The following is a 12,724-nucleotide window of genomic DNA, read 5'->3' on the forward strand; positions in this document are numbered from 1 at the left end:
GGACCTGCCCGCCCATTGGTCGGCCCATGTGCGGTGCTGCTCACGCCGACCGCGCGGACCGGAACACGGACCGGCAGGTGACCAACCGCTGCGGCACGCGAACGACGAGCCGCTCGGCGTCGGAAGCCGGCTCAGCCCGGCGGCGGCGGAGGGAACAGCGGCGGGATCGTCGGAACGATGATCGGCGGCAGCCCGGGAACCACCACGATGGTGTTGGGGCCGACGGTGGTGGGCGCGGGCTCGTCCGGCCGCTGACGCTGCGGCGGTGGCTCGGCGATGGCTTCCTCGGCCTCGGTGGTGGTGGGCACCGCGGTCTGCGGGAGCGGCGCGCTCGCCTTCGACGGTGTGGTCGGCAGTGGTGAGGTGTTGCCCTCGCTGGTGTGGGAATCGCGTTCCAGCACCTGCGGGCCGTAGCCGAGCCCGAGACCGATGGCGGCCACCACCGCCAGCGCGCTCACCGTCAACGCGGCACCGCTGATCTCGCGGCGCCCGCGCCTGCGTTCGGTGGGCGCCGACAGCCACGACGGGGCCAGCTCGTCGTCGGCGAAGGCCGGGTCCGGGGCAGGGCGCGCAGCCGTCGTCGCGACCGGACGCGGTGCGCGCACGGCTCGGGCCAGCAGTGCGGCGCCGCGGGCAGCGACCGTCTCCGGATCTTCCGGCACCACGACCGGCAGCCCTAGCGAATGCTCCAAAACCCGCGCTACCAGCGGAATCCGGGCGCCACCGCCGACCACCAGCACGCCGTTGACGGGCATACCGGAGCGCATCACCACCTCGCGCGCCATCCGCGCGGACGATTCCACCGCGAGCGTGATCAGCGCTTCGAAATTCTCCTGCGCCAGCAACACCAGGCCCTGCTCGCTGGGCAACGCCACCGCGGTATTGCTCGACAGCTGTTCCTTGGCCTGCCTGCACAACGCGTCCAGCTGCGCCAAACCGGACGGATCGTGCGGGTGCGCGATGCGGCCGGAGGCGATCTGTTGTTCGCGGATCAGTGAGTCGATGTAGTCGCCGCTGATATCGCTGGTGCGTTCGGTGTGCCGGACCTGCCTGGTCTCGACGTCGACGATGCTCACCGACAGCCCCGAGCTCCCGAGGTCGTAGACGACGAGCATGGACGCCCCGCGGATATCGCCGCTGCGCTCGGCGAATTCGACGATCGCGTTGAGTTCGGGAACCAGCTCGTAGTTGGTGACCTGCTGTTTGGCCATGGCCGCGCGGAGCGCCCTTGCCTGCTGGTCGGTGCGGTAGGCGATGGCCGCTGCGGCGATATCGGCGGACGCCTCCAGCGTCACCCCGACGGCCTGGGCGGCGAGTTCGGCCGGGTCCTGCTCGGCTACCGGGACGGTCTGGAGGTCGAAGGACCGCGCGGCCAGATGCTCGTGCTGGTACCCGGCGTGGGGGCGGGCCAGCCGAACGGCGCAGGCCCCCACCGCAACTCCCAGTACCGAACCCATCAGCTGCTCATCTTCCCGCTCCACGACATGTGAGCCCGCATCGTCTGCACGCGGCGGCTCGTCCCCGAACCCTACCGACCGAGATCTGTGGAGTTCGCGGCAGTGCTGGCCGTTTACCTGATGGCCCCCGCCTCGACTGGCAACTCTACGGTGTGCCGAGCCCCGCGTACACCCATCCGGCCTCCCGCCAGGTGGCCGGTAGGAGACAGTTGCGGCCGTCGATGATGGACCGTGCCCGCACCACCGGATCCAGGTCGTGCGGCCGCAGCGCGGTGAATTCGGACCATTCGGTCAGCACAAGCACCACGTCCGCGCGATCGCAGGCCTCGGCCACCGAGGTGGCGTAGTTCAAGGTCGGGAACACCCGGCGCGAATTCTCCAGCGCCTTCGGGTCGTACACGGTGACAACGGCGCCGTGTAGCTGCATCATTCCGGCGACGTTGAGCGCGGGCGAATCGCGCACATCGTCGGATTCGGGTTTGAAGGCCGCGCCGAGCACCGCGACATTCGCACCGAGCAGCGATCCGCCGCAGGCCTTGGTTGCCATATCCACCATCTTGGTGCGGCGGCGCATATTGATGTTGTCGACCTCGCGCAGGAAGGTCAGCGCGTGGTCGGCGCCGAGTTCACCGGCGCGCGCCATGAAGGCCCGGATGTCCTTGGGCAGACATCCGCCGCCGAATCCGAGGCCCGCGTTGAGGAAGCGACGGCCGATGCGGGCGTCGTAGCCGAGGGCGTCGGCCAGCACGGTGACGTCGGCGCCGGTGGCCTCGCACACCTCCGAGACCGCGTTGATAAACGAGATCTTGGTGGCCAGAAAGGCGTTCGCCGACACCTTCACCAGCTCAGCGGTGGCCAAATCGGTCAGCAGGAACGGGATGTCGGCGGCGATGAGGTCGGCGTAGATCTCGCGCAACAGTTGTTCCACCCATGCCGATTCGGCGCGGTCGCGGTCGACACCGAGCACCAGCCGGTCCGGGCGCAGCGTGTCCTGCACCGCGAAGCCCTCGCGCAGGAACTCCGGATTCCATGCCACTTCGATATCGGTCGAGGTCAAAGCCCTGGCGCGGGCGCCGAGTTCGGCGGCGGTGCCGACCGGGACCGTCGACTTGCCGACGATCACCGACGGTCGCTCGAGCATCGGCGCGAGCGCGTCGATCACCGCGTGCACGTATTTCAGGTCGGCGGCGTATTCGCCCTTCTTCTGTGGCGTGCCGACCCCGAGGAAGTGCACATCGGCATGCGCGGCCGCCTCCTCGTAGGAGGTGGTGAAGCGCAGCCGTCCGGCGTCCAGGTTGCGGCGCAGCACCGCCTCCAGACCCGGCTCGTAGAACGGCACCACACCGTCGGAGAGCTTTGCGACCTTGCCCGGATCGACATCCACCCCGATCACGTCGTGCCCGAGTTCGGCCATACACGCGGCGTGCGTGGCCCCCAGGTACCCGGTTCCGAAGACTGTGCATCGCATGATCGATTGGTAAGCCGCGCCGGTGGCTACTCCGCCACACCGAGGCAAGAGTCCGGGCAACAATAGATGTACAGGGAGTGGAAACTTCCCTGACCTGCGGGTTCGCCCGCCGCGGTGGTCTGGATGCGCGAAGCCGCCTTGCCAGGGCGATATCCCGTCAGTCCGCCAGGGAAGTCGGTGGTTCCGATGCGTGTGCCGTGTGCAGTACGCCGACCAGCTCCGAGGAACCGCTCAGCCTGGTCTCACCGATCCGGTCCACCGCTATCGCGGGTGTCCACGAATTGAGCACCACCGCGCCGCCGAAGCCGGGCAGGTCGGTCGGGCGGATCGCCTGCGTCCGCTGCGGTATCCCGGCCGCGTGCAGCCGGCGGCGCACGATGCCCATCATGGTGCCGGTGAGCACCGCCGCCTCCGGCCAGACGACCGTTTCCCCATCCCAGAACGCCAGATTCCAGATGGAGGCTTCGGACAAGCGGCCCTGCCGGTCGACGAAGGCGGCGTCGTCGAACCCCGCCGCCCGAGCGCGGCGCAGGTAGTAGGTCTTGGCGCCCTCACCGACATGCTTGATCTCTGGCATGAACCGTTCGTGTTCGTAGATCGCGAGCGAGAGGGGGCCGCACGGTCCGTTCGCGGGCGCCGCGGTCCGGATGAGCGTGTGCAGTGACGGTTCGGCGGAGGTGCCGGTGAATTCCCCGGTGGAGTCGAACACCGTGAGCACCAGCGACAGATCGGGCGGCGAGCCGGCGACCGCGGTCCGCAGATCGGCGAGGACCCGTTCGGGTGCGAGGTCGGCGCCGAACAGCGTTCGCGAGGCTCCGGCCAATCGGTCCAGGTGCAGGTCGAGCCCGCGCACGGCGCTGTCGCGTATCTGCATCGCGGTGAAATGCGCGAAGCCGGCGAAGGCGTGGGATACCAGTGTGTCCGGATCGGCGGGCTGCCCGTCGATCAATGCCAGTGCGGGAAATGTGCTCATGCGGCGACGGTAAGCCTTGATACCGGTGTCAAGGTCAAGCCAGAACGGGGAGAGCGCGCCCGCCCGCTCGGCGCGGCCATGCATCACCGCTGGTGGACGGCGTGGATAGGATCGGCCGATGCGACGGATCGGCGGGACTGTGCTCGTCGTCTGCGCGGTGCTCGCGATCGTCACGGCGGCACTGTGGCCGGTATATGTGCGGCCACAGACCGAGGGCCCCGCTCCTGCCGACGCGATTCTGATTCTCGGTGGCGCCCACGACGGACGTGAGGAATTGGGGTTGACCCTCGCCCGGGACGGTTACGCACCGCGGGTGCTGGTATCCAATCCCTACGAACACAGCGCGTTGGTGAACCGGATCTGCCACGGCGGATACAGCTTCGAGGTGGAATGCTTCGACCCCGACCCGCGCACGACTCGCGGCGAGGGCCGCTACCTGGCGCGCCGTGCGCGCGAGGAGGGCTGGACGCGCGTGATCGTGGTGACGTTCACACCGCATATCTCGCGCGCGCGCTACATTCTCGGCAAATGCTGGTCCGGGGAACTGCTTTTCGTGGATCCGGAGCCGCGGCTTTCGGTGGCGCGCTGGGCTTACGACTATCTCTATCAGTCCGCCGGTTACGTCAAGGCGGCGTTCGAGAACTGCTAGATGCGCAGTCGAACGCCGCGCTGCCCGGCGGCGGATTCCGGGCAGCGCGGGCTCTCACGGTCTGGTCAGACGCGCGTAGCGGTTCAGATGATAGGCGCTGGAACCGAATTCGTTTTCTATCGCGGTGAGCCGCTTGAAATAGTGCCCGATGGCCAGTTCCTCGGTCATGCCCATCGCGCCGTGCAATTGCACCGACTGCTGACCGATGAAACGTGCGGCCCGGGCAATGGTCACCTTCGCCGCCGAAATGGCGCGCGCCCGCTCCGACGGTGAGCCCGACAGCGCGAAGGCAGCCAAATAGGCGGCGGCCGTGGCCTGTTCGAGTTCCATGTACATATCCACCATGCGGTGCTGCAATACCTGGAACTGGCCGATCGGCTGGCCGAACTGCTGCCGCTGTTTGCTGTATTCCACCGTGTCGGCGACGACCTTGCGCATCAGCCCGACCGATTCGGCGGCCACCGCGGCGATCGCTTCCTCCAGGGTCGCCTCGATGATCGCGGTCGCTTCGCCCTCGGCGCCGAGCAAGGCCGTGGCAGGCAGGCGGAAGCCGGTGAAGGTGAGGTCGGCGGCCTGCCGGTCGTCGATCGTGCGATAGCTGTGCACCTCGAGTCCCGTGGACGGTGCCGACGCGTCGAATTCGGTCAGGAACAGCGAAACACCGTCACGATCGCGCCGGTCTCCGCCGGTGCGGGCGCTGACGATCAGATGCGTCGCCAGCGGGGCGCTGGTGACCACGATCTTGGAACCGTCGAGCACCCATTCGTCGCCGTCCCTGCGGGCGGTGAGCGAGATATCGTGCGCGGATTCCCCTGCCGACGGCTCGAGCGCCGCGAACGCGGTGCGGGCACTACCGGCGACGATGTCCCGCAGCACCGCGTCGGCCCGCTCACCGCCCGCTCGCGACAGCAATCCGCCACCGACCACGACGGTGTCGACGAACGGCTCGACCACCAGGGCATGCCCCAATTCCTCGGCGATGACCATCAATTCGGTGGGACCGCCGCCCATGCCGTCGACCCGCTCCGCCAGGGTGGCGCCGAGAATGCCCAGCTCTTCGGCGAATCCGCGCCAGATCTCGGGCTGCCAGCCGGCCACGGATTTGGCCGCGCTGCGACTTTTCTCCAGCTCGTACCGCGCGGTCAGGAACCCCGCGACGGAATCGCGCAGCAACTGCTGTTCATCGGTGAGTGAGAAGTCCATCAGAGCCCCAATGCTGCCTTGGCGAGAATGTTCCGCTGAATTTCGTTGCTGCCCGCGTAGATCGAACCCGCGCGGTCGTTGAAATAACGCAGCGGCGCGACGGCCTGCCACTGCGGTCCGCTGTGATAACCATCGGCCGGTGGCGTGAACTCGGCAATCGGGCCACCAGGTTTGGTGGCATGCGGCTGGTAGGCCCGTCCGCGCGGTCCGGCTGCCAGCAACGCCAGTTCGGTGAGCTGCTGGCTCAGTTCGGTGGCGAGGATCTTCAGCATAGACGAGGCCGGTCCGGGGTCGCGGCCCTGCGACAGCGCCGAGATCGTCCGGTATTCGAGGATTTCCAGCACATCGGCGCGGATGCGGGCATCGGCCAGTCGCGCGGCGAATCCGGCATCGTCGATCAGTGGTTCCCCGTCCGGACCGGGCTGCTCGGCCGCCGCCTCCGCCAGATCCTTGGCCATGACCTGTAGCGCGGGCGCGGCCGCGCCGCCGCGTTCGTGCACGAGCACGTACTTGGCCACCGACCAGCCCTCATCGACGCGGCCGAGCACATTGCTCTTCGGCACCCGCACATTGTCGAAGAAGACCTGATTCTGCACCTGCTCGCCCGAGGTCATCACCAGTGGCCTGACCTCGATGCCCGGCGAGGTCATATCGATCAGCAGGAAGGTGATGCCCTGCTGCTTCTTGCCGGTGCGCGAGGTGCGGACCAGGCAGAAGATCCAGTTCGCCTCGGTGGCGTGGGTGGTCCAGATCTTGCTGCCGTTGCAGATGAAGTCCTCGCCGTCCTCGACCGCGCTCATGGTCAGCGATGCGAGATCGGATCCGGCCTCGGGTTCGGAGTAGCCCTGGCAGAAGAACACCTCGCCGGTGAGGATGCCGTTGAGGAAGAACTGCTTCTGCTCGGGGGTGCCGAAGGCGATGATGCCCGGCGCCACCATCCGGATGCCCATCGGCGACAGCGGCGGCGCACCGGCCAGTGCCAGTTCCCGGTTGAAGATGTAGTGCTGGGTGAGGGTCCAGTCGCAGCCGCCGTACTCCACCGGCCAGGTGGGCGCGGCCCAGCCGCGCTCGTGCAGAATCTGCTGCCACCGCATGCTGGCCTCATGGTCGGGATAAACGCTCGTTGCCAACCGCCCCGCCGCCCGAAGCTCCGGCGTCAACTTCTCCCGCAGGAACTCCCGCACCTCGTCCCGAAAGGCCGAATCGGCCTCCGACCAGTCGAAATCCATCCATACTCCCGAGGGCTGTGCATAGTCGCCGCAGCGCCCGCGTTCCGGGCACCCATGAGAGAAGTTATCCGCAATTCTCGCATGGAGTCAAACTGAAGGCATATGCCATCAAGTTTTGCTCGGCGCGGCCACCCCAACCGTGGCCTAGATATCAGAAGTAGTTCTGACATACTGAGGGTATGGGTACATCTGCGACATGGTCGGAGTTCCTACGGGACCCGAACCGGGTGATCGAGGCGATGGAGAAGAACGGTGACGTGACACTCGTTCGCCGATCCGCGCCGCCCGTGCGACTCAGCGATGCCGCGGAGTCCGATGCCAACCAGCAGACTCTGAGCGCGCTGACCCAATTGCTGGCGATTGCTCTCGACGATGAGCTGCTCGGCAAGGTGGTCGATCGGCTGACCATCGCATTTCCGTGGATCGAATTGCTGCCCGAAGATCAGCGGCCGGCTTTTGTCGCCGACTTCCTCAACAATGCGCGCGGCGGTCTCGCCGTCGGTCGGCTGGCCCGGCTGACCACTGTCCTCGCCGCGTGGCGCGACACTGCGGAGGCATACGCTGATCCTCGGATTCACGTGGACGGCTCCGATCTTCACTACCTTGATGAGCCTGTGCCGGTGCCGAATCCCGGGGCCGACGAGTGAGCAAGGAGCGGGGCGTCCCGCGACCGCTGAAGCGAGCCGAGTACGAGATCATCTTTATCACCAGTGAGGCGCAAAAAGGCTGGACCGACTGCCTGGCCGCGGCTCGTAATGCCATGGTCGACGCATGGGATGTGCTAACCCGAGAGCCGGAACGAATCTCGGCGAGGTTGTACACGCTCAAAGGCGGATTCCGGTACGGCACACATCAGGGGCGGACCTACGAGCGATACCAATACAAGTTCAGCGACGGCGGCAGGCTCTGGTACTTCGTCGAACACGCGCCGAAGGGCAGCAAGACCGCAGGGCGTGTCCTCTTGGAGCGTTGCATGCCCGGCCATCCGAAGGAGACCGAGTAGGGTCCGGCAATCCCTCTGGCCCTGCGGATTTCGCGGGCCGCTGACATGATTCGACCCGGGCCGCCGTGCGGGACCCGGGTCGAATCATGGTTGTTCGGATGTGGTGGTTCAGCTCTTGCGGCCAGGAGCCTTCGCACCGGACTTGAATCCGAGACCACCCGGCTTGGCGGTGGGCAGCGGGGCATCCGATGCGCCGTTGCCGTTCGCCGGCGTCTCCGCCTCGGTGGATTCCGATGCGGCGGTGGCCGGAGCCGATTCCGCGGCAGCCGATGCGGATTCCGCCGGAGCCGAACCCGATTCGGACGAAGCCGGAGTCTGCTCGGTCGAAGCCGAGTCGGCCGGAGCCGGGCTCGCGGCCGGAGTCTTGGCGCCGGGCGCCTTCGGTCCCGGGCGCTTGAACCCGGACTTCATGGCAAGACCCTTCGCCGCCACGGTCGGCATGGATTCGGCAGGCGCCGAAGCGGATTCGGTCGCGGCCTGCGCCGGAGCCGAGTCAGCCGAGGCCGGGGCCGATTCCGTCGCAGCCTCTTCGGCCGGAGCCGATTCCACCGGAGCGGCCGCGGGAGCCTTGGCGCCGGGCGCCTTCGGTCCGGGGCGTTTGAACCCGGACTTCATGGCGAGACCCTTGGCGGCGACCGTCGGCTTGGTCTCGGTGGGAGCCGATGCCGTCTCGGTGCCCGCCTCCGGTCCCTCGGCAGCCGGAGCCGCGGCTTCGGCCGGAGCCGCGGCCTTCGCACCCGGAGCCTTGGCCGCGCCCTTCATCGCGAGCCCCTTGCCGCCGGGCGCCTTGGCCGCGCCCTTCATGCCCAGACCCTTGACCGGCGGAGCGGCCGGAGTCTCGGCAGCGGCCTCGGCCGGAGCCTCGGCCTTGGCGCCGGGCGCCTTCGCCGCGCCCTTCATGGCCAGGCCCTTGCCGCCGGGTGCCTTCGCGGCGCCCTTCATGCCCAGACCCTTGGCCGGGGCCGGAGCCGCGGCCTCCGTCTCGGCGGCCGGAGCGGCAGCCTTCGCACCGGGTGCCTTGGCCGCGCCCTTCATGCCGAGACCCTTACCGGGAGCCTTGGCCGGGCCCTTCATGGCCAGGCCACCACCGGTCGGAGCGGCCTTCGCCGCAGCCGGAGCGGCCTCGGCGACCGGCTCGGGCTCGGGCTCGGGCTCGGGTTCCGGCTCGGGTTCGGCCTTCGGTTCCTGGATGACGGTCAGGTTCTCGGTCAACTTGGTCGGCTCGACCCGCTCGATCGCGTCCAGCATCAGCTGGGCGACGTCGACGACCTCGACACCTTCACCCTTGCCGTCTTCCTGGCGCGCGGTCACACCGTCGGTGAGCATGACGCGGCAGAACGGGCAGCCGGTGGCGATCTTGGCCGGGTTGGTGGTCAGCGCCTCGTCCACGCGGTCGATATTGATGCGCTTGCCGAGCTGCTCTTCCATCCACATGCGGGCACCACCGGCGCCACAGCACATGGACCGTTCGCCGTGGCGCGGCATCTCGACCAGATTCGAGCCCGAGGCCTCCATCAGCTCACGCGGAGCGTTGTAGACCTTGTTGTGCCGGCCCAGGTAGCAGGGGTCGTGGTAGGTGACGTTCTGCGACACCGACGCCACCGGCACCAGCTGCTTCTGCCGCACCAGCCGGTTGAGCAGCTGGGTGTGGTGCACCACCTCGTAGGTACCACCCACCTGCGGGTACTCGTTGTTGAGCGCGTTGAAGCAGTGCGCACAGGTGACGACGATCTTCTTCTTTTTCTGCTCGACACCCTCGAACACCGAGTCCAGCAGTTCGATGTTCTGCTGCGCCAGCTGCTGGAACAGGAACTCGTTACCCGCGCGGCGCGCCGAGTCACCGGTGCAGGTCTCTTCCTGACCCAGCACCATGAACTTCACGCCAGCGGTGGCCAGCAGCTCGGCCACGGCCTTGGTGGTCTTCTTGGCGCGGTCTTCGTAGGCACCGGCGCAACCGACCCAGAACAGGTATTCGTAGCCGTCGAAGCTGTCGGCGTCCTTACCGAAGACCGGGATGTCGAAGTCCAGCTCGTTGATCCAGTTGAGCCGATCCTTGGCGTTCTGGCCCCACGGGTTGCCCTTGTTCTCCAGGTTCTTGAACAGACCGGCGAGCTCGGACGGGAACTCCGACTCGATCAGCACCTGGTAGCGGCGCATATCGATGATGTGGTCGACGTGCTCGATATCCACCGGGCACTGCTCGACACACGCACCACAGGTGGTGCACGACCACAGCACCTCGGGATCGATGATGCCGCTGACGTCCTCGCCGCCGACCAGCGGACGCTCGGCCTCCGCGCGCGCGGCCTCGGAGATCTTGGCCAGCTTGGCCTCGTCCGGCTTGCCCTCGGCGTCGACCAGGCCCACCTCGTCGCCGCCCATGTCCTTGCGGCCACCGGCCAGCAGGTACGGCGCCTTCGCGTAACCGTGGTCGCGCAGCGACATGATCAGCAGCTTCGGCGACAGCGGCTTACCGGTGTTCCAGGCCGGGCACTGCGACTGGCAGCGACCACATTCGGTGCAGGTGGTGAAGTCCAGCCAGCCCTTCCAGGAGAAGTCCTCGATCCGGCCGGCACCGAGGGTGTCGGTATCGGGGTCGACGTTCTCCATGTCCAGGGCCTTGCCGTTGGACATCATCGGCTTGGCGGTGCCGAGGGCCACGCCGCCGTCGTCTTCACGCTTGAAGTAGATGTTCGGGAAGGCCGAGAAGCGGTGCCAGGCAACACCCCACGTGATGTTGCGGCCGACCACGAACAGCCAGACCATGCCGGACATCAGCTTGATGAAAGCGAAGATCGAGATCAGCGTGACGTTGGCGGGGATCACCTTGGCCAGCTGTCCCGTGACCGGGTCGGTCCAGCTGGAATGGCCGTGCAGCGACAGCACGCCCGCCTTGACCAGCACCATGCCGATGCCCTCGCTGAGCACGACCCACTCGACGAAGTAGGCAGGGCCGAACTTCGACCCGCTGAAACGGGAGAGTCGCGCGGGCAGGCGCGGGTGATTGAGCTGGCGGATGACCATCAGCGTCACGATGCCGACGACGGTGCCGACGCCGAGGATCTCATCGCCCAGGTGGAACCACCAGGTTTCCCCGATGAACGGCCAGGACCAGGTGGGCTTGAAGGTCTGCCCGTAGGCCATGAACCAGAACTGCGCACCCGCGAGGAAGCCGATCATGACCAGCCAGTGCGCCCAGCCGACGGTGCGGAATTTGTTCATGCGCGTGTGCGCGATGAACTCCACCAGCATCTGCTTGAAGCGCGGGAAGAACGGCCGCCACCGATCGGGAGCGGACTGACCGATCATGATCGTCCGCACCATTGTTCCGGCGCCGCCAAAGAACGACACCCAACAGAGAAGGCTGAGCGCCGCTCCAAGGGTGCCCAGCGTCACGGTCAGGGCATTCATGTCGCGACCTTTCTTTAGAGGCAACACGAGCTGTCGAGGCTGTGCGCCTCGGGATGGCTCGTATCCTAACTGCCAGTAAGTTACCCGCCGGTAACTTGTGGTGTCCAGCGTAGGATCTGCGATCGGGTGGTGCCCCATCTTCCTGGGGGTTGACCGCGGATTCTGCTGTGATCAAGCTCACACAAGACAGGTCCGCCTTTATGCGACTCGAGCTGTTCAACACCGTAAAGGGCATGCGCTACCCCGATGAGATAAGGACAGGCTTACCCGTTTGCGGTCGTTCCTATACGTAATGAATCTCGCATCTGGACTTTCGTTCGACTAGGCTCACGGCGTTCTGTTCTGTGTGCCTGTGTTCACAATGCTCGGAGGGGATTTCGGAGTTGCCGGCCGAAATGATTGAGCTCGCACGTGGGCGTCATCGGTGCACGGACAACCTGATGATGGATTGGAAACTGAATGAAACTCCGCAAGACCACCGCGATTGCCGCGATGGTGACCGGCGCGATGGCCATGGGGTTCGGCACGGCTCACGCTGAACCGGCGGCCGAGGCGGCGCAGCCCATCAGCTATTCCGTCAAGCTGGTCGACAAGACCGTCGTCACCACCTTGAAGAACGGCACCTTCGAGCTGGCCAAGTCCTCGATGGACGTCAAGGAAGACGACGTCTACCTGATCAAGGACGACAAGGGCGCGACGGTGGTCTCGCTGCCGATCGCCTTCAACGTCGCCGACGTCGAGGTTCCGGTGAAGCCCGTGGTCAAGGAAGAGGGCAAGGTCCTCGAGCTGACTCCGGACAAGGCCGCTGTTCCTGCCGACAAGCTGGCCGACAAGAAGGTCAATGCGGTGAACCTCGGCCTCAAGCCGGTGGCCTCGCCCATCGAGAACCAGCGCGCTCAGAACGAGTTCGCCAGCCAGTTCGGCATCGCCACCGCGGTGGGCGGCTTTCTCGGCACCGCGATCGGTGTGGTCGCCGGCGGTCTGATCGGCACGGCAGTCGGTCTCGTCGAGTGCCTCACCATCGTCGGCTGCATCGCGGCGATCCCGACTATCGTCGCGTTCGCCGGTATCGGCGGCATCCTCGGGACGATCGCTGTCGGCGGTCCTGCCCTGGCGATCGCCGGTATGGACCTGATCAACACCCTGAACGCGCCTGCCGGCACCACCAAGTGGTCCGACGAGAACATGAAGGGCGGCAAGTAATTGCCTTAGAGGCAGTTCGCGCCGCGAGCGACCGGCCCGTCCCGAAAGGGGCGGGCCGGTTTGCGTTTTCGGCCCCGTCCGGTGGGTCGGCCGTCCCGAAATACGCGCCTTGTGGGGTGTCGCGCTCG

Annotated in this window: 10 protein-coding genes; 4 read left to right on the forward strand and 6 right to left on the reverse strand. The window is 66.9% G+C overall.

The window, feature by feature from the left end; genetic code table 11:
- Positions 1 to 131 precede the first annotated feature (131 nt).
- The 3 genes from AC4HOU_RS09265 to AC4HOU_RS09275 form a co-directional block, all read right to left on the reverse strand.
- Positions 132 to 1,457, reverse strand: coding sequence for a DUF7159 family protein (locus AC4HOU_RS09265; RefSeq protein ID WP_228815185.1), 1,326 nt, complete (start codon positions 1,455 to 1,457; stop codon positions 132 to 134).
- 145 nt (positions 1,458 to 1,602) lie between these two features.
- Positions 1,603 to 2,925 (reverse strand): UDP-glucose dehydrogenase family protein, encoded by a 1,323-nt coding sequence (locus tag AC4HOU_RS09270; protein WP_490724366.1) that lies wholly within the window; start codon positions 2,923 to 2,925, stop codon positions 1,603 to 1,605.
- Positions 2,926 to 3,082: 157 nt separating this feature from the next.
- Positions 3,083 to 3,898, reverse strand: a complete 816-nt coding sequence (locus AC4HOU_RS09275; protein WP_280499199.1) for an aminotransferase class IV family protein — start codon at positions 3,896 to 3,898, stop codon at positions 3,083 to 3,085.
- 118 nt (positions 3,899 to 4,016) lie between these two features.
- Between AC4HOU_RS09275 and AC4HOU_RS09280 the strand changes: the two genes are divergently transcribed.
- Complete coding sequence (locus AC4HOU_RS09280; RefSeq protein WP_195020231.1) at positions 4,017 to 4,547, forward strand: YdcF family protein; 531 nt, start codon at positions 4,017 to 4,019, stop codon at positions 4,545 to 4,547.
- Positions 4,548 to 4,601: 54 nt separating this feature from the next.
- On the opposite strand, the gene AC4HOU_RS09285 is transcribed toward AC4HOU_RS09280, so the two are convergent.
- The gene (locus tag AC4HOU_RS09285) at positions 4,602 to 5,750 is read right to left on the reverse strand and encodes an acyl-CoA dehydrogenase family protein (RefSeq protein ID WP_490724367.1); all 1,149 of its coding nucleotides are present in this window, start codon (positions 5,748 to 5,750) and stop codon (positions 4,602 to 4,604) included.
- Entirely contained in the window at positions 5,750 to 6,979 is a 1,230-nt protein-coding gene (locus AC4HOU_RS09290; RefSeq protein WP_163816064.1) for an acyl-CoA dehydrogenase family protein, read from the reverse strand. Before AC4HOU_RS09290 ends, AC4HOU_RS09285 begins: the two co-directional genes overlap by 1 nt.
- Positions 6,980 to 7,206: 227 nt before the next feature.
- Here AC4HOU_RS09290 and AC4HOU_RS09295 point away from each other — a divergent pair, with 227 nt between their 5' ends.
- Together AC4HOU_RS09295 and AC4HOU_RS09300 are read left to right on the forward strand one after the other, a co-directional pair.
- A complete protein-coding gene (locus AC4HOU_RS09295; RefSeq protein WP_194990529.1) occupies positions 7,207 to 7,626 on the forward strand; it encodes a hypothetical protein in 420 nt (139 codons plus the stop codon).
- Positions 7,623 to 7,982, forward strand: coding sequence for a hypothetical protein (locus AC4HOU_RS09300; RefSeq protein WP_195020227.1), 360 nt, complete (start codon positions 7,623 to 7,625; stop codon positions 7,980 to 7,982). Before AC4HOU_RS09295 ends, AC4HOU_RS09300 begins: the two co-directional genes overlap by 4 nt.
- Positions 7,983 to 8,090: 108 nt before the next feature.
- On the opposite strand, the gene AC4HOU_RS09305 is transcribed toward AC4HOU_RS09300, so the two are convergent.
- The gene (locus tag AC4HOU_RS09305; RefSeq protein ID WP_195020226.1) at positions 8,091 to 11,393 is read right to left on the reverse strand and encodes a (Fe-S)-binding protein; all 3,303 of its coding nucleotides are present in this window, start codon (positions 11,391 to 11,393) and stop codon (positions 8,091 to 8,093) included.
- Positions 11,394 to 11,852: 459 nt separating this feature from the next.
- Between AC4HOU_RS09305 and AC4HOU_RS09310 the strand changes: the two genes are divergently transcribed.
- Positions 11,853 to 12,596 carry a DUF8020 domain-containing protein gene (locus AC4HOU_RS09310; RefSeq protein ID WP_490724368.1) on the forward strand — a complete coding sequence of 248 codons (744 nt, stop codon included), beginning with the start codon at positions 11,853 to 11,855 and terminating at the stop codon, positions 12,594 to 12,596.
- Positions 12,597 to 12,724: the final 128 nt, after the last annotated feature.

It is taken from the genome of Nocardia sp. JCM 38205 (genome assembly GCF_058222935.1).

Bases quoted from the DNA above. Each gene is read 5' to 3' on its own strand.
- AC4HOU_RS09265 (WP_228815185.1), bottom strand. From the start codon at position 1,457: ATGGGTTCGGTACTGGGAGTTGCGGTGGGGGCCTGCGCCGTTCGGCTG.
- AC4HOU_RS09270 (WP_490724366.1), bottom strand. From the start codon at position 2,925: ATGCGATGCACAGTCTTCGGAACCGGGTACCTGGGGGCCACGCACGCC.
- AC4HOU_RS09275 (WP_280499199.1), bottom strand. From the start codon at position 3,898: ATGAGCACATTTCCCGCACTGGCATTGATCGACGGGCAGCCCGCCGAT.
- AC4HOU_RS09280 (WP_195020231.1), top strand. From the start codon at position 4,017: ATGCGACGGATCGGCGGGACTGTGCTCGTCGTCTGCGCGGTGCTCGCG.
- AC4HOU_RS09285 (WP_490724367.1), bottom strand. From the start codon at position 5,750: ATGGACTTCTCACTCACCGATGAACAGCAGTTGCTGCGCGATTCCGTC.
- AC4HOU_RS09290 (WP_163816064.1), bottom strand. From the start codon at position 6,979: ATGGATTTCGACTGGTCGGAGGCCGATTCGGCCTTTCGGGACGAGGTG.
- AC4HOU_RS09305 (WP_195020226.1), bottom strand. From the start codon at position 11,393: ATGAATGCCCTGACCGTGACGCTGGGCACCCTTGGAGCGGCGCTCAGC.
- AC4HOU_RS09310 (WP_490724368.1), top strand. From the start codon at position 11,853: ATGAAACTCCGCAAGACCACCGCGATTGCCGCGATGGTGACCGGCGCG.